Annotated in this window: 16 protein-coding genes; 13 read left to right on the plus strand and 3 right to left on the minus strand. The window is 35.9% G+C overall.

From position 1 onward, the window contains the following. Positions 1–10 precede the first annotated feature (10 nt). Positions 11–1,486, minus strand: a complete 1,476-nt coding sequence (locus tag B0M43_RS22015; protein ID WP_078005403.1) for a nitrate/nitrite transporter — start codon at positions 1,484–1,486, stop codon at positions 11–13. Positions 1,487–2,768: 1,282 nt separating this feature from the next. Here B0M43_RS22015 and B0M43_RS22020 point away from each other — a divergent pair. From B0M43_RS22020 to B0M43_RS22075, 12 genes are all read left to right on the plus strand, one after another. Continuing rightward, positions 2,769–5,900 carry a TonB-dependent receptor gene (locus tag B0M43_RS22020; protein ID WP_078005404.1) on the plus strand — a complete coding sequence of 1,044 codons (3,132 nt, stop codon included), beginning with the start codon at positions 2,769–2,771 and terminating at the stop codon, positions 5,898–5,900. A 16-nt stretch (positions 5,901–5,916) separates the two neighbouring features. Continuing rightward, positions 5,917–7,389, plus strand: a complete 1,473-nt coding sequence (locus B0M43_RS22025; RefSeq protein WP_078005405.1) for a RagB/SusD family nutrient uptake outer membrane protein — start codon at positions 5,917–5,919, stop codon at positions 7,387–7,389. Between the two features lie 27 nt (positions 7,390–7,416). After that, positions 7,417–8,985: an arylsulfatase gene (locus B0M43_RS22030; protein WP_078005406.1), complete on the plus strand. Its 1,569-nt coding sequence runs from the start codon at positions 7,417–7,419 to the stop codon at positions 8,983–8,985. A 43-nt stretch (positions 8,986–9,028) separates the two neighbouring features. Then, positions 9,029–10,954, plus strand: coding sequence for an arylsulfatase (locus tag B0M43_RS22035; protein ID WP_078005407.1), 1,926 nt, complete (start codon positions 9,029–9,031; stop codon positions 10,952–10,954). Positions 10,955–11,023: 69 nt separating this feature from the next. Continuing rightward, positions 11,024–11,575, plus strand: a complete 552-nt coding sequence (locus B0M43_RS22040) for a DUF1254 domain-containing protein (protein ID WP_078005408.1) — start codon at positions 11,024–11,026, stop codon at positions 11,573–11,575. A gap of 379 nt (positions 11,576–11,954) precedes the next feature. Beyond that, a complete protein-coding gene (locus tag B0M43_RS22045; RefSeq protein WP_078005409.1) occupies positions 11,955–12,548 on the plus strand; it encodes a DUF1214 domain-containing protein in 594 nt (197 codons plus the stop codon). A 275-nt stretch (positions 12,549–12,823) separates the two neighbouring features. Further along, positions 12,824–13,894: a sterol desaturase family protein gene (locus B0M43_RS22050; protein ID WP_078005410.1), complete on the plus strand. Its 1,071-nt coding sequence runs from the start codon at positions 12,824–12,826 to the stop codon at positions 13,892–13,894. Positions 13,895–13,902: 8 nt separating this feature from the next. After that, a complete protein-coding gene (locus B0M43_RS22055) occupies positions 13,903–15,855 on the plus strand; it encodes an alkyl/aryl-sulfatase (protein ID WP_078005411.1) in 1,953 nt (650 codons plus the stop codon). Between the two features lie 10 nt (positions 15,856–15,865). Beyond that, positions 15,866–16,585 (plus strand): rhodanese-like domain-containing protein, encoded by a 720-nt coding sequence (locus tag B0M43_RS22060; RefSeq protein WP_078005412.1) that lies wholly within the window; start codon positions 15,866–15,868, stop codon positions 16,583–16,585. Between the two features lie 161 nt (positions 16,586–16,746). Continuing rightward, a complete protein-coding gene (locus B0M43_RS22065) occupies positions 16,747–18,363 on the plus strand; it encodes a sulfatase-like hydrolase/transferase (protein ID WP_078006115.1) in 1,617 nt (538 codons plus the stop codon). A gap of 273 nt (positions 18,364–18,636) precedes the next feature. Further along, positions 18,637–19,899, plus strand: coding sequence for a YeiH family protein (locus B0M43_RS22070; RefSeq protein ID WP_078005413.1), 1,263 nt, complete (start codon positions 18,637–18,639; stop codon positions 19,897–19,899). Positions 19,900–20,385: 486 nt separating this feature from the next. Next, positions 20,386–22,032 carry an arylsulfatase gene (locus B0M43_RS22075; protein ID WP_078005414.1) on the plus strand — a complete coding sequence of 549 codons (1,647 nt, stop codon included), beginning with the start codon at positions 20,386–20,388 and terminating at the stop codon, positions 22,030–22,032. A gap of 353 nt (positions 22,033–22,385) precedes the next feature. On the opposite strand, the gene B0M43_RS22080 is transcribed toward B0M43_RS22075, so the two are convergent. Together B0M43_RS22080 and rocD are read right to left on the minus strand one after the other, a co-directional pair. Continuing rightward, complete coding sequence (locus B0M43_RS22080) at positions 22,386–22,850, minus strand: DUF1810 domain-containing protein (RefSeq protein ID WP_065450454.1); 465 nt, start codon at positions 22,848–22,850, stop codon at positions 22,386–22,388. Positions 22,851–23,101: 251 nt separating this feature from the next. Continuing rightward, the gene (gene rocD, locus B0M43_RS22085) at positions 23,102–24,355 is read right to left on the minus strand and encodes an ornithine--oxo-acid transaminase (RefSeq protein WP_065450455.1); all 1,254 of its coding nucleotides are present in this window, start codon (positions 24,353–24,355) and stop codon (positions 23,102–23,104) included. 224 nt (positions 24,356–24,579) lie between these two features. On the opposite strand from rocD, the gene B0M43_RS22090 reads away from it, so the two are divergent. Continuing rightward, complete coding sequence (locus tag B0M43_RS22090) at positions 24,580–25,032, plus strand: Lrp/AsnC family transcriptional regulator (RefSeq protein ID WP_078005415.1); 453 nt, start codon at positions 24,580–24,582, stop codon at positions 25,030–25,032. The last annotated feature ends 5 nt before the right edge of the window (positions 25,033–25,037 follow it).

Below are 25,037 nucleotides of genomic sequence, written 5' to 3' on the forward strand. Positions count from 1 at the left end.
ATTAGTTGTTTTAATGATTGTCTTCTATGTGTCTGGTAAAATTTGGAGATTTTGTTCGGAGTACATTTATAATGGTTCGATGCATCCAAAGCAAACAAAGGACAGAAATGACGAAAATAAATATCCAAGAGCTGGTCCAGAGTCCAGTATAATTAAGTAAGTAACCAAAGATGATAGGGCCAACGAATCCTCCCAAACCGCCTATCAAACCAACCATTCCTCCTACGACACCTACTTCATTAGGAAAATATTCCGGTATATGTTTGTAAACAGCTGCTTTACCAATTCCCCACGATATACCAATAAGGATTACCAATATCACATACACCCAAAGATTTGCACTAAATTTGATCTGCGTAATACCCTGAGCTAATAGTTCTTTCTTCTTTACTTCCTGATTTTGTTTTACTACAATTTCCTGCCAGGAATTTTTTACAGGAAAAATGGCGGTTTCGTGATTTGCTGAAGTTTCTTTTTGATTGATTTTATGCACTTTACCATTAACAACTATTGCATCTGCTGCAACTTCTGTAACTACACCATTATTAGTAGCCAAAACTCCGGGTCCTGCCGTAAAGATTTCCATTTTAGGAAACATCAGTAAAAAACTAATTATTATTGATGAACCTAAAACCCAATACATTACTTTTCTTGCTCCAAACTTATCTGATAAGTATCCTCCAAAAGCTCTCACAATTCCGGATGGTAAGCTAAACATTGTGGCAAACATTCCGCCCATTACCAATGTAGTATGATAAACATTCATAAAGTTTGGCACTAGCCATTGCGAGTAGGCCACAAAACATCCAAAGACTAAAAAATAATAAGCTCCAAATCTCCAAACCCTTATATTTTTAAGAGGAGACATTAACTCTTTCATTGTTTTTGACACTCCTGAATTGACTTTATTTTTAGCAAAAACAATAAAAAGCAAGCCTATAAGAACCAATACAGAAGCGTAAATAACAGGAAGCATTTTCCACCCATTAACAGGATCTGTCTCTGAGAATTTATTTAATAGGGTTGGCGCAATAAAAGTAGTAATTGCGGCACCTGCATTTCCCATTCCAAAAATACCTAAAGCCCTACCCTGCCAGTTTTTAGGATACCAAATAGAAGTATAGCCAATCCCGACAGCAAAGCTTGTTCCTACCAACCCAAAGAAAAAACTTAAAACCGCAAAACTCCAGAAAGAAGCAGCAAATGGAAGAAGAAACAGTGGAATTGAGCACAATAATAACAATACCGAAAATATAATCTTACCACCATATTTATCTGTTAAAATACCAATTGGAAGTCTGAAAATAGAACCAGATAAAATAGGAATACCTAATAACCAGCCTGTTTCGACAACTGTCCAGTTAAAAATTCCTTTATCTACGAGATAAGTAACCAAAACTCCATTTAATGTCCAACAAGCAAAACACACTGAAAAAGCCAGCGTATTTAAAAATAAAATTTTGTGAGATTGAGATAGATTATCCATACAGAAATATTAAAATATCTAGTTTTAATTTCATAATGAGTACTTACTTCCTCAATTACAAAGCAAAGTTAGATCGATAGATTATTAGAAAACATGATATATATCATTTTAAAGACAGTCTTATTTTTGAAAACAAATAAAACACAACCACCTAATTAACAATGACTTAATTAAAAAAATTACTATTCTTGTTAATAAGAGAACTTTCGAGACTAAAATATCTTTTCAATAATTTCAATCTATTTATAATAATATTCTTTTTTATTCTTCTATAATATTTTAATCCTACAAATGAAAATATCAGTTTTCATTTTTCAAGCACTATTCCATACAATAAAAATAAGAAAATATTTATAGTAAATAACTAACAATTAATTATTTATAAAAATAAATTATAAAAGAATGCTTTTTTATTACTTAACAATCCGTTATTTTTCACCTACAAATTGTTATCTTTTTTATTAGAAAAAAATTAGAATTTCAGGGTATCTTATTAATTAAAAAATTAGATATGTAATTGTAAATTAGACTGTATCAGACGTTTTTACATTGTTTTTGAAGATTTTAAGTTTTTAAAAGTGTAAAAAAAAAGTGTAAAATACTACATTTTTCCTCTTTTCTATGGTGCTTTTTAACATTTGCTATAGCCAACCACACAAACTCAACATATTGATTTACAGTATTATAATCTATTTATTTTTGATTATAGATGATTTATTTTGCTTTACACTAAAAAAAAAATGAACAAATTTTTGGATTTTATTATATTAAAATTAACTTTGTCTATAGGATTAGTAGAGTATAAAATTATTTGAAACCATAAAGAATTATATTTTGAAAACAACCAAAAGCATAGCGTATAACATTTTTCCTAAAAAATATACTTATAACACAGTCTGTTATATGTGCTTCTGTTGCTAATTCTTAGCCTTTTTTTCGTTTACATTCGAGATCTCTTTTTCACCGAATCGATTTATAAAGACGAAATTTAAAATACACCAAAAAATCACCTTATTGAAATTACAAAAATCTGTTTGATCCGTTATTTGGTATCAAAAGGATTATTGAAACTGTACCTATAAATTAAAAAGAATAACTAATAACTAAAAAACAAAGATGAAAAAGATGCAAAATTGTTGCTGTAAATAAAAAAAGCCATTTCTGCGGCAACAGAAATGGCAAGGCTTAAAGAACATTTATCACTAAACCAAGAATACCTGTAGAGAGTTGAAAAATCAACTTTCAAGGCCTCTTGTTAATTACTTAAAACCAGTACAAAGAAATGAAAAATTTTTTAAAAATAAACTCATTACTATTTCTCCTGCTTGTCACCGCAGGAATTAATGCCCAAAATACAACACCACTTATACAATCGAAGCTCGACGGAACTGTGGTAGATGATGTTACAAATCAGCCAATTATCGGAGCTTCGGTTGTTATTAAAGGAACAACACACGGTGTTCAGACAGATGCTGAAGGAAAATTTTATTTTCAAACCGGTCAAAAATTTCCTTATACCTTAATCATAAGCTACATTGGTTATAAAAAGGCTGAAATAATCGTAGATAAAAATCCAATTACAATTCATTTAAAAGAAGAACGCCAGGAATTGGATGAACTGGTAGTTGTTGGCTATGGTTCTCAAAAGAGAAAAGACATTACAGGTTCTGTAGCTTCTGTTCCCAAAGCTAATTTATCCCAAGTCACCTCATCTGCAGATAACTTACTACGAGGAGCAATTCCGGGAGTGGTAGTTACACAAAGTTCGGGGCGCCCGGGAGCTTCATCAAGCGTACGTATTAGAGGAGGAAACTCGATTACGGCCGGTAATGAACCTCTGTATGTTGTAGACGGAATATTAATTTATAATGATAACAATAATAGTACAGCGGGTGTTACGAATGCCGGTGCAACAGTCAATGTGCTCTCGACTATAAATCCGGCCGATATTGAATCTATTGAAGTATTAAAAGATGCTTCAGCAACTGCTATTTACGGATCGCGTGGCGCTAATGGTGTCGTTATTATTACTACGAAAAAGGGAACAAAAGGACAGGATAATATTTCTTACCAAGGTTATTTTGGATTCCAAAATGTATCAAAAAAACTCAACTTAATGAATGCCAGCCAATGGGCAAGCTTGCGTAACGATGTTCAGGCCAGTATTGGTCAGGCTCCTTCTTTTACACCAGCTCAGATAGAAGCGTTTAAAACATCGGGAAGTTATGACTGGCAAGATGCTCTTTTTAGAACTGCAGCACCTGTACAAAATCATCAGTTATCTTTCTCTGGTGGAGATGAGCGTTCAAGATACGCAATTTCAGCAGGATATTTTCAGCAAGACGGAATTGTAATTGCATCCGATTTTAAAAGGATTTCACTTCGTGTCAATTACGAAAGAAATTATTCTGATAAATTTAAATTTGGCGTAAATGCTAACTACAGTAATTCGATTTCTAATGGTGTTGGTACTAATGGCGGTGCTACTGCCGGAAGATCGCCAAACCCGTTAGTGGTGGCTTTGTATCAACCTCCTGTAGTACCTATTAAAAATGCTGACGGAAGTTATAACTTAACCAATAATCCCTATGCAACTGCTGTAAATGGTATTATACCAAACCCTATCAACGACTTAGTCAGTACAACCAACGAAACTAAAATAAACAGAATTTTGACCAGCTTATTTGGTGAATATAAAATAACTAAAAAACTTACTGCAAAAGTAGCGGTGAGTGGTGATGTTATTGATACAAAACAAAACTATTATGCTTCGTCTACCACTACTGCCGGAGCAGGAACAAAGGGATTGGCTTCTGTTGGAGATCGTTTAGTAAGTTCTGTATTGAATGAAAACACGTTGAATTACAATACCACTTTTGGCGAAAACCATAAATTCTCGGCCTTAGGAGGATATACACTTCAATACACTCAAGGTGAAGTAGTAAATGCAGGATCTAATACATTTGTAAATGATGCTAATACGTATAACGCTCTGCAAGATGGTGTTGCAGTAAAACCCTATAGTGATGCATTCGAAAGTGTATTAAAATCATGGCTAACCAGAATAAATTATTCATACAAAGGAAAGTACAATTTTACTTTATCTGCACGTGCCGATGGTTCATCAAGATTTGGATCAGAATCTCTTTGGGGTTATTTTCCTTCCGCAGGATTTTCATGGAATATTACCGACGAAGATTTTGCTAAAAATATTAAAGGTGTAACCGAAGCCAAACTTAGAATTACAGCAGGAACAACAGGAAACCAGGAAATTGGTAATTACCTTTCTCTTGCTCAAATGGGTTCTGTAAACTATTCCTTTGGAGGAACATTACAAACAGGTTTAGCCCCTACCCGATTGGCAAATCCGGATTTGAAATGGGAAAAAACGAATCAATATAATGTTGGTTTAGACTTATCACTATTAGATAGAAAAATCAATTTTGTATTTGATGTGTATTACAAGAAAACAAACGACTTATTAATTAATGTTCCTATTCCGCTTACTTCAGGTTATGCTACAGTGCTTCAGAATATTGGAGGTGTTGAAAATAAAGGTATTGAAATTGGTTTAACAACAGAAAATGTAAAAACAGAAAGTTTCTCATGGAACTCAAATGTTGTGTTCTCTGCCAATAAAAACAAAGTAGTTTCAATAGGAAACGGAGTAGATCAGTTTTTTCCTGTAGTACCAAACGGATCTTTATTACAGCAACAACCCGTAACGGTAAAAGTAGGATTACCTCTGGGAACTTTCTGGGGATATAAAACCAACGGAATTTTCCAGACTCAGGAAGAAGTTAATACGCAGCCAAAAATAAACAGTTTAGCCAATACAAAAGTTGGAGACAGAAGATATGTTGATACTAACGGAGATGGCGTAATTACAGCACTTGACAAAGGTAACTTGGGAAGTTCTCAGCCAAAATTTGTTGGAAGTTTTAGTAATACCGTTTCATATCGAGATTTTGATCTTAATTTCTCTTTTCAGGGATCATATGGCGGAAAGATATTTAATGCCTTAAATCAGCAATTAGAGATTTCTACTCTTGGAACAAATGCTAATGTTACGCTGGAAGATAGATGGACTCCAACTAACCCAAGCAATGAAATCCCGAGAGCAACAAGTTCTCCTCTTGGAATCGTTTCTGAGCGTTATGTAGAAGATGCTTCTTTTTTAAGATTAAAATTAATCACTTTAGGATATACATTGCCTAAAAGCGCTTCTCAAAGATTAGGAGCCAAAAGCATTAAATTCTATGTATCTGCTGAAAATTTAATTACATGGACAAAATACACTGGTTATGATCCAGAGGTAAGTTCATATGAACAAAACAACTTATATCCCGGAATTGATTTTGGTTCTTATCCAAACTATAAAACATTTATTTCGGGTCTGAACATAACTTTCTAAGTAAAAAATATACATAATGAAAAAGATACTAATAACAATCATACTAAGTGCCGGTTTATTTGCATCGTGCACAGATTTAGAAGTAACACCAACCTCTTTTGTTACCGAAGATAAATATTTTAAAACGCAGGATGATGCTGTGGCAAGTGTAACTGCTGTTTATGCCTCTTTAAGTCTGGATCCCGGTGAACAAAGTTTATTTGGCAGAAACCTTTATTTCTTAACCGATATGGCTACAGATTACGCTTCAGCAGGAGTTTCGGCAACAAACCCTCAGGTAAGAGCTTTAAGCAGTTTGACCCATGATGCCACTTCTGATCGTGTTCAGGTTGCCTGGCGCCAAATCTATAACGGAATAAATAGAGCGAATGTTTCTATCGATAATATCCCTAAAGTAGCAGGAAACGAAACCGTTAAAACAAGATTGATCAATGAAGCAAAATTCATTAGAGGATTACTATACTTTCAGGCAGTTCGTTTGTGGGGAGGAGTGCCAATCGAATTGCATGAACCAACTTCTATACAATTAGAAAGTTTAAAATCAAGAAGAGAAACTGTTGATGCTGTTTACACTCAGATTATTTCAGATTTGAATGCCGCCGAAGCCTTACCTGCAACTTATCCCGCAAGTGATGCAGGACGCGCAACATCAGGAGCTGCAAAAGCAACTTTAGCCAAAGTATATCTAACAAGAAAAGACTATCCAAATGCAATTTTAAAAGCCAGAGAAGTCATCAACGGTGGTTACGGATATGCCCTTTTTGAAAGTTTTCAGGATATTTTTACTAAAACAAAAAAGAATGGAAAAGAACATATTTTCTCTGTACAGTTCGAGCCAAATCAGGCAGGAAACGGATCAAGCGGAAGTACTTTTCAATCGACATCATTTATAGGTTTTACTGCTACAGAACCAGCAGATATTATCTCGGATGTTGCTTTATTTTATGATATATATGCTCCTGGAGATACAAGAAGAGATGTAAGTTATGCCAAGACATTGCCAATTCCGGGAACTGCAAATATTTACACTTTCCCTAAACCCATCTTTAAAAAATACTTGGATTTAACCAATGTGGCAACTCCGGGTAACGTGGCTATTAATTTCCCAATTATTCGATATGCTGATATCTTATTGTCTTTAGCGGAAGCGATAAACGAACAGGGAACACCAACACCGGAAGCTTATGAACTGATCAATCAGGTAAGAAGAAGAGCTTTTGGAAAACCAATTACAACGCCGGACGCAGCTGTAGATTTATCGGGATTAACACAAACCACTTTTAGAGCAGCAATCCAGGAAGAACGCAAAAAAGAATTTGTTCAGGAAGGGCAACGTTGGTTCGATCTGGTTCGTTGGGGAACTCTGGTTACAGAAGTGAAAAAAGTAACAGCTAAAAACTCTGTTTCAGAAAGAAATAACCTTTACCCTATTCCACAAAGCGAAAGAAGTATTGATCCGGTTGGTTTGCCACAGAATCCTGGATACTAATAACCGATTTTCATCCAAATAAATAAAATGATTAAAAAACTGTTCATTATTGCCCTATTGGTTGTTGCACAATTTCAGCTATTGGCACAGAAAAAGCAACCTAATATCATCGTCATTTTGGCAGATGATTTAGGCTTCTCAGATATTGGTGCTTTTGGCTCAGAAATTAAAACGCCAAACTTAGATAAGCTCGCTAAAAACGGGCTTATTATAAAGCAATTTTACAATGCAGGACGTTGTTGTCCTTCCCGGGCTTCATTGCTCACGGGTTTGTATCCACACCAAGCAGGAATTGGCGACATGGTTCAGGACAAAGGATTTCCTGCCTATCAGGGATATTTAAACGAGCATTGTATCACGATTGGGCAAGCACTCAAACAGGCAGGATACAACACAATTGTTTCCGGAAAATGGCACGTGGGTCTGCAACCATCAGCATGGGCAGTTAATAGAGGGTTTGATGATTCTTTTACTTTACAAAATAATGGAAGCAGTTATTTTAACTCAGAACCTTTATATAACGACGGAAGAAAAGTCACTTTTATGAAAGGAGATAAAGAAATTATTCGCACAGATACTTCTACTTATCTAACTCAGGAAATTACCAATTTTGCTATTAGTTCTTTAGAAAAACAACGAAATAAGCAACAGCCTTTTTTTCTTTATGTGGCGTATAATGCTCCACATTGGCCCATTCAGGCATTGCCGGAAGATATTGCAAAATACAAAGGCAAATACCTCGAAGGCTGGGATAAATTGAGAGCAAGTCGTTTTAAAAAATTAAAAGAACAAGGAATCATTGATAAAAATTGGGACTTATCAAATCGTTTTGAAAAAGTACCGGATTGGGAAAAACTTAGCGTCGAAGAAAAAGACAAATGGGATACGCGAATGGCAATATACGCCGCCATGATCGACCGAATGGATGCTGGAATTGGAGAAATCCTGCAGAAAGTCAAGTCGTTGGGAGAAGAAGATAACACACTTATCCTTTTTCTTTCGGATAATGGTGGAAGTGCTGATGATGTAAAAAATTGGAATTATGTTACACAAAAAAATGGAACTCCAGGTTCTGTTGCCTCAATTGATAGTTATGAAAGTCCGTGGGGAAATGTGAGCAACACGCCTTTTCAATTATTCAAAAAGAACACTCACGAAGGTGGCATTGCTTCCCCTTTTATTGCTTATTATCCTAAGCATATTAAAGCGGGAACAGTAAGCAACAGAATAAGTCATTTGATTGATATTTTTCCAACTTTTCTCGAGTATGCGGGTTTTCAATATCCGGATTCTTTTCAGGGAAAAAAGCTAACACCTTTAGAAGGAATTAGTTTAAAAAAGGAATTTGAAGGACAACAATCCGATGCACATGAAGCCTTGTTTTGGGAACATGAAGGCAGCAAAGCAATACGAAAAGGACAATGGAAGGCTGTAGCCGAAAACAATCAGCCCTGGGAATTGTACAATCTTGCTACTGACAGAACCGAAACAAAAAACGTAGCAAAATCAGAACCGAAACTACTCCAAAACCTGATTGAATTACATCAGCAATGGTCTGTAAAAGTAGGTGTGCAAGATTGGAATAAAATAAAATAGTTAAACAATGATTACGCATTAAATAATTAAAAAATTTAATCTAATGAAAAAATTCAAATTGAATACTAAAATCAAAAGTCCACAAAAAGGGCTGCTGATTACTGCATTAATACTGACGCAATTAGGTTTTGCGCAAATAAAACCCGATCCCAACTACAAAGGTGTAATTGGCAAAACACTAGCCGATTCTAAAGAATATTGGCCAGATCCTGTAAAAGCTCCTGAAGGTGCGCCAAACGTAGTCTGGATTTTATTAGATGATGTGGGTTACGGCGCTACAAGTGCTTTTGGAGGTTTGATCAACACACCTACTTTCGAGAGTTTAGCCAATAACGGTTTGCGTTATACCAACTTTCACACCACAGCGATTTGTGCACCTACCCGCGCCGGATTATTAACAGGTCGTAATGCACACGCCGTTCACGTAGGCGGGTTTTCGCATACTGCTATGTCAGCAGGTTTTCCGGGATATGATGGTCGAATTCCGTCTTCGGCAGGAACGATTGCTGAGATTTTACGCGACAACGGATACAATACTTTTGCAGTAGGTAAATACGGTGTAACTCCAGATGAAGATGCTACAGATGCAGGTCCGTTTGACAGATGGCCAACCGGAAAAGGTTTTGATCATTTCTACGGATTCTTAGGATCAGAAACAGATCAGTACAATCCGGATTTAGTTGAAGATCAAACCTGGTTAAACGGAAATACAAGACTGAATAATGCAGGAAATGATAAATCTAAAAACCAATTTACAGCTGATTTAAAAGGGAAACACTTAAGTGAATTGATCACAGATAAAGCCATTACCTATATCGATCGTCAGAAAAGTGCAGCACCAAACAAACCTTTCTTTTTATATTATGCGCCAGGAGCAACACATTCTCCGCATCAGGTAGCCAAAGAATGGAGTGATAAATACAAAGGTAAATTTGATGAAGGCTGGGATGTTTACCGCGATAAAGTAATTGCCAATCAAAAGAAATTAGGTTTAATTCCGGCTGATGCCAAATTGCCTACGCGTGATTCTTATGTAAAAGCGTGGAATACTTTATCTCCCGACGAAAAGAAACTATACGCTCGTTTCATGGAAATCTACGCCGGATATCTGGAATATACGGATTATGAAGTAAGCCGAATCGTTAATCATCTGAAAGAAATAAATCAGTTAGACAATACCGTTTTCTACGTTGTTTTGGGTGATAATGGAGCTAGTAAAGAAGGAACAGGATCCGGAACAATCGATCAGCCGTTGTTGAAAAAATTATTTGGGAATGGTTCTAAAGAAGATGATGTAAAAGAAAACCTGGCTAAAATTGATCTTTTGGGAACTCCGGAAGCTATCGAAGGAAATTATCCTTATGGATGGGCTTTGGCAGCGAATACACCTTTTAAAAACCTGAAACAAGATGCTCATTCTGAAGGAGGAACGCGTAATCCGTTGATTGTTTATTATCCAAAAGGAATCAAAACTCCTGGAATTCGTAACCAATACGGTCACGTGATCGATATTTTGCCAACCACTCTGGAAACAGTTGGCATTACAGCTCCAAAGGAAATCCGCGGTATTGCTCAGGATTCTATTCAGGGAACTTCATTAGCCTATTCTTATGCCGATGCAAAAGCGCCTTCAAGACATAAAATTCAATACTATTATATTTTTGGATCAAGAGCTTTGTACAAAGACGGCTGGAAAGCTGCGGCACCTCATCATCCTGATTTTATCGATATTGTTGATAATGGCGCTTTGGCAAAAAGTACTGGACCAAGTACCTACGATAATGATGTTTGGGAATTATACAACCTGAATACTGACTTTAACGAAAGAGTTGATCTGGCTAAAAAGAATCCTGAAAAACTAAAAGAACTTCAGGCTGCTTTTGATGATCAGGCGAAGAAAAATAACATCTATCCTTTTATCGACTGGCAGGATGTTTTGAAACAACGAGTTCACAAGAAAAATAAATAGAAATTCTTCAGTACTATTCATGATACTTTACAGCATGATGAATAGTACTGATATTAAAACAAGTAAATTATGGCAGCAACAAAACCAATTTTGAAAAAAGGCCTCTTCGCCTTGATTCTTGTAGTAATTGCAGTAAGTTTTTACTACCTGACCATTTGGGTAACTCCCTACTACGTGCAGAAAAAATTTGCAGAAAAAAGTCTGGGCGTTGTCAATACTCCACGATTTGGAGATCAGCCCAATGCCGAAAACAGCAGAGTAATTCCGTTACCAAATCCTGACTTTTTATATTCGACAATCAATTATGATTTGAAAGAAAATGTATTGAAAATTTCAGGAATTGTTCCCGATTCTACTTATTGGTCTATCTCGGCTTATCAAGAAAATACCACCAACTTTTTTGTTGAAAACGAGGAAAAGGTAAAAGCCAAATTCGAATATTATTTAGCTCCTGAAGGAAGTACTGCCGAGGTTTTGAAAAATATTCCGAAGGAAAAAATTATTTACAGTCCAACGAATAAAGGATTGATTCTGTTTCGTTATTTGGTTTCGAAAGCATATCCGGTAAAAACATTGGCCGAATTGCAGCATGGCGTAACGGTAGAGAAATTAGGGAAGTAAGCTTAACTTTTGGCATGGTACGCAGATGACACGGGTTTGCTTTGCAAAGACGCGGATTTAAACGGATTTTTTAAAATTTAATCCATCATTCGCGATTGTAACCGCACAAGCTTTGTCATGGTACGCGGATGAAACGGGTTTGCTTTGCAAAGACACGGATTTAAACGGATTTTTTTTAATTTAATCCATCATTTGTGATCGTAGCCCCAAAGTTTGTCATTCCGAGGAACGAGGAAACTCCACGAGCAACTCGACAAAGATTGACGAATTTCTAATCGGAGCTACTTATGAAGATCCTTCCTCCGTCAGGATGACAAAAATGCGTATAAACTTTGACAAGGTCAGAGAAACAAAACATTCAATTTAAATAAAAATTAAAATGGCTTTAAATCAAAAAATTAAAAAGACAGGACTTGCGGTAGCATTGATCATTCTCGCTATTATATTTGGGAGTGCCGTTGGTGTTTACAACATCAAATCCGGCAAAAGCAACTCGCAACGTATTATTGGTAACTGGCAAACGGTTGATAAAGACAAAGACCTCAACTCAGCCGATTTACTAACCGTTGCACAAGTGGCAGTTTACGGACCTTATGCCTTAACTAAAAAAGAAGTTATCTACCTGAGCACAAGTACTGATAGCGAAGGAAACGCATTAGACCCAAAAGCTGATTATGTCATTAGCGGAAAAAAACTGGACGCTAAATATTGGAGTATTACAGCGTATGACGAAAATGGTTTTTTAATTAAAAACCCAATCAACAAATACAGCTATAATCTTGAAGATGTAAAATATGAAGCGGATAGTACTTCGTATAAAATCAATCTTTCAGGAACTGAGAAAAAGGAAAACTGGCTGCCAATCAACGATGTTCAAAAAGCAAGTCTGATCATTCGTTTGTACTTGCCTTCTGAAAAACTCAGAGAAAATTTAACGGTGGAGACGCTTCCAACCATTCAAAAAGTAAAATAATAATCAATACGTATTATAACAAATTTGGAAAAAATCAACAAACAAAACTCTATTAATTCAATAGAACTAAAGTAGTATTTTATTTATTTTTACATTTATTAAAAACGCATTGATTTTCATTACAGTTATAAACATAAAAATTAGAAATCATGAAACGAGTAGACTATGAAATTATAGGAAAAAAAATCATCGTGGGAGCGATTGTTTTTTTAGTTCCGCTAGTCATTTTGGCGGGAGGTTTAGCATTAATTAGTAATTTTTTAAAATAAGATACCATGGCATTAATAGATCACAATTCAAGAAGCAGATTAATAAGAGATTTAAGTATTAGTTTCGTCATATATTCACTTCCGGTAGTGGCAATATTTCTTTATTTCAAACTAACAAATGGTGTTATAACACAATCGCACCTTACCTTACCCTCGTTTTTAGAATTTACAAAACCGGCTTTCGAAAACATTCGAACTTGGGGATTAACTGTTTTTATGTTGGTTCTGGGAATTATAGAATTTACAGCCGGTTTATATGATGATGAATGGACGGGTGAAGAACGCAAAATAGATATTATTTGTTTCCTGGCTCCAAAATTACTTTTACCACCGGTGATTGCATTTTTCAGCTTAACAGCATTGCCATATTTGATTCCGAATTTGGCCAACTCCCTTTCATGGGTTCCGTTTTGGGGAGGATTTTTCCTTATCGCAATTGCAGATGATTTAACACAATACTGGTACCACAGACTGCATCATCAGGTTCCGTTTTTGTGGAGATTTCACAGAACGCACCATTCGGCTCCTTATATGGGAATGGCGATGGCATCGAGACAAAACTTTATTTACACGGTTTTCTTTTCTCAAATTTATTTAACGGCTACACTAACGTATTTTGGTTTAGGATTACCTGCTTTGTTTGTTCTGGTGATCAAAAGTTTCATCACTCTTGGCGCGCATTCAAGCATCAAATGGGACAAACCATTTTACAAATACAGAATCTTACATCCAGTTGCATGGGTTCTTGAACGCTTAATTTCGACTCCGGCAACGCACCACGCACATCACGCAGATACTAGCGGAGACGGCGTTGGACACTTTAAAGGAAATTTTGGGAACATGTTTTTTCTTTGGGATGTGATTTTCGGAACGGCTTTAATTACACGAAAATATCCAAAATCGTACGGAATGAAATCGTACAAACAAGAAGAATGGTATGCGCAATTTTTGTGGCCAATATTCAAATCCAAAAAAGAAGGAAGTGCTTTGGCAGAAGGAGTCTTATCTGTTCCAATAAAAGCCAAAATAGAAACTGTTTCTGCGGGTCCGGTGTATTACGAGCAGGCTCAATCTTAAAAAATACCATGAAAAAAAATAAAATAACAACCCTGTTAATAGGTTTCACCATTGTTGCAAACGCACAAGCGCCAAAACAGGCGTCAACTTTTACCCAAAAATCAAATGAGGCAGTATATTCGAAGTTAAACTTTGATGATACTGCTGATTTTACCGACGCCAAGAGAGGTTTTATCGCCACTCTTGCCGACGGTAAAATTCTTTCTAAAACCGGAAATATCGCTGTAAACCTGAACGATTTCGCCTTCATTAAAGGAAAATCTCCTGAAACGGTAAATCCTGCTTTATGGCGTCAGGCACAGCTCAACAACATCAACGGATTGTTTAAAATTACCAATGGCGTTTATCAGGTTCGTTCTTTTGATGTTGCCAATATTTCGTTTATCGAAACCAAAAATGGTTATGTTGTCATTGATGCCTTAACTATTGGTGAAGCTTCTGCTGCTGCTTATGAATTGGTCAAAAAACACGTCGTTAATAAACCTATTTTGGCCGTAATTGTAACGCATAGTCACGGCGATCATTATGGCGGTATTGAAGGATTGGTTGCTGCCGAGGATATCAAATCCGGAAAAGTAAAATTTATTACACCAAAAGGTTTCTACGAAGAAGCGGTAAGCGAAAATGTACTTTTAGGAAATGTAATGCGCCGAAGAGCCGGATATCAATTTGGGTTAAGTTTAGAAAGAAGCGCGACAGGTCAGGTTGATGTGGGTCTGGGAAAACCGTTTTTAAGCGGAGGTTCTTCCTCTCTTTTACAGCCTAATTTTGAAGTGGAAAAAACCGGACAAACGATCAATATTGATGGCCTGGATTTAATTTTTCAGCTTACGCCGAATTCTGAAGCTCCAGCCGAATTAACGGTCTTTGCTCCTGCTCAAAAAGTTTTCTTTTCTGCCGAAATTGCCAGTCATACCTATCATAATGTCCTAACGCCTCGCGGTGCCAAAACCCGAGATGCTAAAGCCTGGGCAGGATATCTGGACGAAGCCATTGATTTATTTGGAGACAAAACCGAATTTATTGTTCCGTCGCATACCTGGCCGGTTTACGGTCATGACAAAGGAATTACTTTTCTGGAAAAACAACGAGATTTATACAAATACGTGCACGATCAAACTGTTCATTTGGCCAACAAAGGTTTGAATAAAGACGAAATTGCCGAAGAAATAAAACTTCCTGCCGAATTGGGCAAAGAATGGTACAATCGTGATTTTTACGGAACGGTAAAACACAATGCCAAAGCAACTTATCAATTCTACTTAGGTTGGTGGGACGGAAATCCTGCTGATTATGATAAACTACCACAAGTAGAATCGGCTAAAAAATATGTCGAATGGTTTGGCGGTGAAGAAACAGCCTTAAAAAAAGCCACCGAAAGTTACCAAAAAGGAGAATGCCGTTGGGTTGCCGAAGTACTGAAACATGTCATATTTGCGAATCCTGAAAATGTTGCCGCTAAAAATTTACAAGCCGATGCTTTCGAACAAATCGCTTATCAAAGTGAATCCGGAATTTGGAGGGATTTGTATTTATCAGGAGCAAAAGAACTTCGCGAAGGCATAATTGTTCCTAAAAACCCTGTGAATCGTGCCGCAGGATTTTTGTCTACACTAACTCCAGAAGCTATTTTCGATTATTTATCTGTAACGGTTGACGGAAATAAAGCGGCAGGAAAAGACGTAAAATTGCGTTTCATCTTCCCGGAACTCAATAAAAACATTCTGGTTTATCTTAAAAACGGCGTTTTGCACCAAAGTCAAACCCGACCAAATGATAAAGCCGAATTTACCCTAACAATCCCAAAAGCCAAGTTTGTAGCTTTATTATCCAATCCTGAAACGGCACGCGACATTCTAACTTCTGACGGCGTTAGTTTTGAAGGTGATCCGTTTAAATTCAGAGAATTGGCAAGCACTTTTGAACCGGCAAATCCGTATTGGAATATTGTAACTCCATAAAATCAAAATCATGAAAAATAATATATTAAAAAGTAGTTTCGCAGCTGTATTTTTCCTTTTTACAGTAGTAGGATTTTCACAAGATAAAGGCACCAGTAGTATTGTGTTACTGGATGCTTTTTATGCGAAAATTAAAAGCCAGAAAAATCCACAAATAATTGATGCCAGAGGTCCTGAAGAATTTGCTCTAAATCATATTGAAGGTGCTGTAAATTTTAATCTTAAGTCTGATAATTACGAGAAAGCTGTAGCGGCTTTAAATCCTTCGCAACCTGTATTTATCTATTCTATTGCAGCTTACAGAAGCGGTCTTTTATCTACTGAATTAATAAAAAAAGGATTCTCTGAAGTCTATATTCTTGATGGCGGAATTGCAGCCTGGATTGGTGGCGGAAAACCTTTTTATTCGAATTTAAAAAGCAAATTATCCACACCGGAATACAAAAAAATCATTGCCGACAATACGTACGTTTTAGTAGACATTGGTTCAAAATATTGCGCCACCTGCAAAACCGTAAAACCAATTTTAGAAAATCTGAGAACACAATACGGAGAGAAACTTAAAATTGTTCAGATTGAGTTAGAAGAGAGCCCACAAGTTATTGCCGATTTAAAAACGGTAAAGGTCTTCCCTACTTTGATCTTGTATCAAAATGGTAAAATTGTATTCAAAAAAGATGGTTTAGGCGATTTGAAAAACGATGTTGATGTGGCTTTGGCTGTGAAATAATCGAAACTTTTTTCAACGGATTAAAATCCGTTGCTACAAAATAAATCATTCCTCCGGAATTTTATACAAGAAGTTCCGGAGGAACAAATCATATTGTAGGGATGGATTTTAATCCATCCTTCGCAATTATAATTGTCATCCAAAATAAAAAAATAAAAACCATGGCATTATCAAAAACAAAAAAGATTCTTTTTTCCATTCTTATTGTAGTGGCAATTCTCGCTATCTTTTTATTCTGGCCCATCAACACAGATGGAACCTTAATAAAACCGGACGCAAAATTACTTAAAGGAAAAGCAGCATTTTTATCTGAAAAAGTCCCAACAGACAGTTCTTTCAAAAAACCAAATATTATCATTCTTTTGGCTGATGATTTAGGGAAATATGATATTTCGTTGTACGGAGGGAAATCGACACCAACGCCACAAATAGATTCCTTGGCAGCATCCGGAGTTACGTTTCAGGATGGTTATGTTTCCGCTTCGATTTGTTCACCTTCACGTGCAGGAATTTTAACCGGGCGTTATCAGGAGCGTTTTGGTCATGAATACCAGCCCGGAGATCGTTATCCAAAAAACAATCTCGAATATTACGGTTTCAAATATTTAATCAATACCAATAATTGGAAACTGAATGATAAAATCAATTATCCAAACGAAGCTTCGATCGCGACACAAGGTTTGCCACAATCTGAAATTACGTTTGCTGACCTCGCCAAAAGAGAAGGTTACAGCACAGGAATTATCGGAAAATGGCATTTGGGACACAACAAAGGATTTTTTCCTTTAGACCGCGGTTTCGATTATCACTACGGGTTTTATCAGGCATTTTCGCTTTACACTCCCGAAGATGATAATCCGGATATCATCAACCACCACCATAAAGATTTTACAGATAAAACAATTTGGGGAAATGGCCGTGTTGGCATCGGGCAAATTCGTCGTGATACTACGATCATTCACAACAAAGCCTATTTAACCGAAACATTTGCAGATGAAGCCGAAGCTTTTATTGATCGAAATAAAAAGAAACCATTCTTACTTTATGTTCCGTTTAATGCGCCACATACACCATTTCAGGTTCGTAAAAAATACTACGATCGTTTCCCGAATGTCAAAGACGAAAACAAACGTGTTTATTTTGCCATGATCAGCGCCCTAGATGATGCCGTGGGAAGAATCAGGGCAAAAGTTAAAAAAGAAGGTCTGGAAGAAAATACCTTAATCATTTTTGCCAGCGACAACGGTGGCGCCGATTATACTTTCGCCACCACAAACGCGCCATTAAAAGCCGGAAAATTTTCTCATTTCGAAGGCGGCGTAAATGTTCCGTTTGCACTTTCGTGGAAAGGAAAAATCAAACCGCATACTATTTATAAAACTCCCGTAAGTACGTTGGATATTTTTGCTACAATTGCTGCGGCGATTCATTCTGATTTACCAAAAGACCGCGTTTATGATGGCGTTGATCTTGTAAATACAGTCAACGAAAATAAAGAAGCACACAAAACATTATACTGGCGATCCGGCGATGCAAAAGCCATCAGAAGCGGTGACTGGAAACTAATTATCAGCGGAAAAACGCACGAAGAATGGCTTTATAATTTAGCAAATGACAAGTCTGAAACAACAGATTTGGCTCAACAAAATCCTGAAAAAGTAAAAGAATTACATGTGGCTTTAAAAAATTGGGAAAAAGGTTTGGTAAAACCTTTATGGCCAAATCTAACGCATTATGAATTCGATTTTGGCAAACAAAAATATTTTGTCGATTTATAGTCAACATCATACAAACCTGACAGGTTTTAAAAACCTGTCGGGTTTAATTCAGAATATCTTTTAATTCGATTTTTGAATAGCCTCCAGCTTTAGCTGGAGATTAGATTTAATAATATTTCAGGGCTTTAGCCAAATATAAATGTTCGGCTAAAGCCAATGTGTATCAATCAATAATAACCTCCAGCTAAAGCTGGAGGCTATTCAAAAAAAAATAAACAAATTAAATACCTAACAGGTTTTTAAAACCTGTTAGGATAATAATAAAATAACACAATGTCAACCCCAACCAAAACATTCAACATTCACGAAGACTGGACCGTCGTAATTCTCGGATTTATCATCATCGGGATTTCCCTTTTTGTTTTTCTTCCCGAAGTTCCCGTTTTCAAATGGTCCACCGGAACCGATTTATTTCACGATGTATTCGATTTGGCAAACCTTAAAATTCTCGGATTACAATTTTTATACCTGATTTCCATCGGAACTTTGGGCGCCTTATTAATCGGTAAATCGGTAAAGCACTTTTTGTTAGGATTTCCTTTAGTTTATATTCTAACCGTTATCGCACTAATTATTGCAGGAAATACAGAAGTTAAAGGACTAAATTTGGAAGCTGTAATTTTCAGTTTAGCCATCGGTTTAGGGATTGGAAACTTCTTCAAACTTCCCGAATGGTTTCGACCAGCACTTTCTACAGAAGTATTTGTCAAAATAGGTTTGTTTTTATTAGGAACCACCGTTATTTTCTCAGACATTCTAAAAGCCGGTTCTCTGGGATTAATTCAGGCTTTGGTTGTTGTTTTAGCAGTTTGGTATTTTGCTTTTTGGCTTTGCCGAAAATTAAAAATCGATGACGAATTGACCATGATGATTTCGAGCGCGGTTTCTATTTGTGGTGTTTCCGCAGCTATTGCCACGTCGGGAGCTATAAAAGGCGATTCGAAAAAACTGTCTTATGTAATTTCAATTGTTTTGGTAACCGCAATCCCAATGATGATTTTCATGCCGATAATCGCTAAATATTTCAATTTTCCTGAAGAAGTAACCGGAGCCTGGTTAGGCGGAAGTATCGATACATCTGGAGCAGTCGTAGCTTCCGGATCTTTGGTTGGAGAAACGGCCTTAAAAATTAGTACGATTGTCAAATTTTCTCAAAATGTATTACTGGGAATTGCTGCTTTTGCCATATCGGTTTATTGGACGTACACGCATAATAATTCGGCGGAAGCCAAAACATCGAAACCTACGTTAAAAGTAATTTGGGAACGTTTTCCAAAGTTTGTTATCGGTTTTATTATGGCTTCAATCCTCTTTTCTTTTTTTCTTACTTCTGAAGCGAGGGACGAAGTAAAAGACAGTTTAAAGAATTTACAGGGAATTTGGTTTGCTCTTGCTTTTACCAGTATTGGATTGGAAACGAACTTTAAAGATTTACTGAGTAATAATAGCCGCAAACCTTTATACGCTTTCTTAATCGCGCAATTATTCAATGTGATTATTACGCTAATTATCGCTTTTTTACTGTTTGGAAAATGATTTTTTTTTTAAACACATAGAGACATAGCTTTTTGGAGTGTTTAAATAAGTCGTTTCACTCGTAATAAAACACATAGCTATGGGAATGTAAAACCAAATTTTGAACTCGAGAACTTTGTCAAAGTTTTAAACTTTGACAAAGTTAAAATTCGATGATTTAGACAAAAGTAACCACAATCATTGTCATCCTGAGCGAAGTCGAAGGACACAAGTAGCTCGACAACGATTGTCGCTATTCTTTGCGGAGTTTCTTGCGGAGATCCCTCGTTCCTTCGGGATGACAAACTATGATTGGCCTAGCCCCGATAGAAGTGGAAATCCTTTTGTGTCCGCCACGGCGGACACAAAAGATTGGAACGGATAGCGGGATTAGCTCCTAAAAAAAGATTAGGTTTTATTATAAAATCCCGGATGACAAAAATGAGAAGAATGGATTAAAATCCATCCCTACAATATAATTTTCGACACTTTAAAATATCAACAATAATGAAAAAAACACTTATTACACTAAACCTTCTACTTGCTGTAGTGGCTTTAAATGCACAAAACAAAACAACTTCTGAAAAACCGCACATTATTTTAATAATGGTTGATGATATGGGCTATTCTGATTTAGGGAATTATGGTTCCGAAATTAAAACACCCAATCTCGATAAATTAGCCAGTGAAGGTTTACGCTTACGCGAATTTTACAATAACTCGATTTGCGCGCCAACACGCGGTTCTTTGCTTACTGGGCAATATCAGCACAAAGCCGGAATGGGATTTTTTGATGTTAATTTAGGATTACCCGCTTATCAGGGTTATCTCAACAAAGAATCTCTGACATTGGGAGAAGTTTTTCGTTCGGGTGGTTACAGCACTTTGCTTTCCGGAAAATGGCACGTAGGTTCTGAAGATAAAGCGCAATGGCCTAATCAAAGAGGATTTGATAAATTTTACGGCATCCTGAAAGGAGCATCGAACTATTTTGATACCAAACCTTTGCCTTTCGGGAAAACGCCTTATCCAGTAAAACTGATTCGTAATAATGAAGAGTTACACCCTAAAGATGATTCGTATTATTTTACAGATGAAATTGGGAATAATGCCGTGACTTTCTTAGACGAACAAAATAAAGAAAATAAACCGTTCTTTTTGTATTTAGCGTTTACAGCTCCGCATTGGCCATTACAGGCAAAACCAGTTGACATTGCCAAATACAGAGGAAAATTTGATGAAGGCTGGGATATTTTAAGAGAAAAAAGAATTGAAAAACTAAAAGCAAACGGTATTTTACCCGCCAATCAAACGGTTTCTGCACGAGATCCTGAAGTGCCGGAATGGAGTAAATTAACTTATGACGAAAAGCAATTCTGGAAAGCCAAAATGGAAGTTTACGCCGCTATGGTCGATAATATGGATCAGAATGTGGGGAAAGTTTTAGAGAAATTAAAGGCGTTGAAAAAAGATAAAAACACGCTGATTATTTTCATTTCTGATAATGGAGCGCAAGGCGGCTTCAATACCTATAATCCGTTAGGAAGAGGTTTAGTAAGAAATGATGGGCCAGTTGGAACTTCGGGATTATTTGATTATCAGGAACAAAACTGGGCGTATTTATCGAATACTCCGTTGCAGCAATATAAAAATAATATGCACGAAGGCGGATTCAGTTCTCCGTTTATTGCGTGGTTTCCATCAAAAATAAAAGCAGGCCGAATCGATAAAGGAACAGGACATATTATTGACCTTGCTCCTACTTTTTATGAATTGGCCGGAATTGAATATCCCAAACAGTATAATGGTGTGACGACAAACCCTTTGGTTGGGAGCAGTTTGTTGCCTGTTTTATTTAATAATGTTTCACAGGTCGATAGAGGCGCACCACTATTTTGGGAAAGAGCGGGTAACAGAGCCGTAAGAGACGGCAAATGGAAACTGGTTTCGACTTATCCGTCGTACGAATGGGAACTTTATAATATCGAAACCGATCGTGGCGAAACTACCAATGTCGCACAGCAAAATCCGGGAATTGTAAACCAACTTTCGGCAGCTTATTTTGACTGGGCAGATAAAACCGGAGTGATTGAATACAGTAAATTCAAATTGAAAACAGAGGTTATGCCTGGTGGAGCGGCTTTAAAAAAGTAATTGGTAGTAGTTATTTTAAACACATAGAAACATAGATTTTTCAAATTCAAAAATAGCGTTTCACTTATTAAAATGCACATAGCTGTGTGTTTTAATTTTTCACGCAAATTTAGCAGATTTTATTTTTCTTAATCTGTTTAATCTTTTTTAAGTTCTCTTATTATAGCTTGAACTATTAGCAAAAGACTTTGCGACTCTGCGTGCCAATTTTTCGCTGTTTAGAGAAAAAAAACTTTATTATTTAATCGCGCAAAGGCGCAAAAGTTTCACGCAGATTTAAAAAAAACTTCCACAAACAAAAAACCATTCCACTTAAAGTGGAATGGTTTCATTTCTTTACGTTTGAGCGTAATTTATATTAATGCTTCAACAGCTGGCGACACTACTACTTGTGAATCAATGATGGATAAAGTAAGTTGATCTGAATATCCTAAGAAAAATGTATCCAGAACTTCCTGAAATATAGGATGAGCACCTTCTACCTGAGAAAAAAGTGTCATCGATGAACATAATTTACGGGCACCTAAATCGCCTAAAATACCTTCGGCAGATTTTCTTTTAAATGTTAATAACAACGCTGAAATTTCTATAATATGTTTAGCTAAAATAGGATGATCCAGAAACTCTTTAGCCTCTTGAAGATTGGCAATCGCATAATACTTTGAGATATTACTAGTACCTAATCCTTGTATTTGAGGAAAAATAAACCACATCCAGTGTGTTTCTTTTTTTCCTTTTTTCATTTCGGCAAGAGCGGTTAAATAAAGTTTATTCTGCGCATCTAAAAAACGTGTTATATCATTATTTGAGTAAGCCATTATAGTAGAATTGTTTTTATAAAAGTTAGTAAGACCGTTTTTGGTTCTTTCTTATTTTTTATTTAAAAATGAAACATTAAAACATTGGCTTTTCATTTCATTTTTAAAGACATTCAAAACTACTTCTCAAGTCGCTTAAAAAAATTATACAATTAATGTCTCTTGTTATATAATTTATGGCAACCGTATAAAAAGCAAAAAGTTGCAAGAACATCTTGCAACTTTTTTATTTAATAATTAACCTGTTTTTTTTAATCCCTAAAATCGTTTAATGATTTCTCGATAATTTCAAGACATTCCTGAATTTGAGCTTCTGTCATTACCAATGGCGGCGCTAGTCTAATTTTATTTCCGTGAGTTGGTTTTGCTAATAATCCGTTATCTCTGAATTTTAAGCAAATCTCCCACGCTAAATCTGAGTCTTCACCACAATTGATTACAATAGCATTTAGTAATCCTTTTCCACGAACCAGCGTGATCAGGTTATTTCTTTCTGCAATCTCGTTTAAACCTTTTCTTAAAATAATACCCAAACGTTCTGCATTTTCAGCAAGATTTTCTTCTTTAATTACTTCCAGCGCTGCAATGGCAACAGCGGCAGCAACAGGATTTCCGCCAAAAGTTGATCCATGCTGACCAGGTTTAATCACATTCATTATTTCATTGTTGCACAACACTGCCGAAACAGGATAAACGCCACCTGAAATTGCTTTACCTAAAATTAAAATATCAGGCTGAACATTTTCATGATGAACCGCTAATAATTTTCCGGTACGTGCAATTCCGGTTTGAACCTCATCTGCAATAAATAGAACATTATGTTTTTCACACAATGTTTTTGCTTTCGATAAATATCCTTCAGACGGTACATAAACTCCAGCTTCACCCTGAATAGGTTCTACTAAAAATCCCGCTATATTTTTTGACGATTCAAGAACTTTTTCAAGAGCTTCAAGATTATCGTATTCTATTTTTATAAATCCTTCTGTAAAAGGACCAAAGTTTTTACGGGCACCTTCATCATTAGAAAACGAAATGATTGTAGTCGTTCTTCCATGAAAATTATTTTCACAAACAATAACTTGTGCCTGATTCTCCGGAATACCTTTTACTTCATAAGCCCATTTTCTACATACTTTAAGAGCAGTTTCAACAGCTTCAGCACCAGTATTCATTGGCAAAACTTTATCAAAACCAAAATATTTCGTTACAAATTCCTCATAATCTCCCAGTTTGTCATTATAAAAAGCACGCGAAGTCAAAGTCAGTTTTTGTGCCTGATCTGTCATTGCTTTCACAATTTTAGGATGACAATGTCCTTGATTTACTGCAGAATAAGCCGATAAAAAATCATAGTATTTTTTTCCGTCAACATCCCAAACATATACACCTTCTCCTCTTTCTAACACAACCGGAAGTGGATGGTAATTATGAGCTCCGTATTTATTTTCTTTTTCAATCAAAACTTCTGATTTTGACGAAAGTGATTTATCAGTTTGTACCATAAATTTGTTTCTTTTAAAAAGCAAAAGTATTAAATTTTATTCATAATCAGGCGTAAAAACAAGTATTTTGACTTTTAAAAAGTAATATTAAAGTCAAAAATAGTATTTTTAGACCATTAAAAAATCAAAAATACTTGTCTTTATAATTGGTTTTCTCCTGCTTTATTGAAAAAAATAATTACTTTTATGAATTCGGAAAGTGAATTTAAATCAATGTTAAGACAATGGATATATTAGACGATTTTGATATTAGCATCATCAAAGAATTAGAAAAAGATGGCCGAATGGCTTTTTCTACGATTGCCGCTAATTTAAAGATATCAAACACTATGGTGCATCAGCGAATTAATCGAATGATAGAGCAAGGTGTCATTAGTGGTATAAAACCAATTATTCAGGAAAAGAAAATTGGTTACGACTGGGCTTCTTTTACGGGAATTACACTCAATAAAGATTCAGATTCAGATAGAATTATCGAAGCTTTAAAAGATATTCCGGAGATTACCGAATGTTATTTTGTGACTGGTTCTTTCACACTTTATATTAAAATCATTGCAACGAACCACGAACATATGCGAAGAATTCTTTATGAAAAAATCGACAGTATTCCCGGTATCGCTAAAACTGATTCTATTATTGAATTGGGCTGCGCTTTTAAACGCAATATTACCTTATAATATAG

Origin of the sequence: Flavobacterium sp. KBS0721, from assembly GCF_002007065.3 — a bacterium.
GTDB lineage: Bacteria > Bacteroidota > Bacteroidia > Flavobacteriales > Flavobacteriaceae > Flavobacterium > Flavobacterium piscis.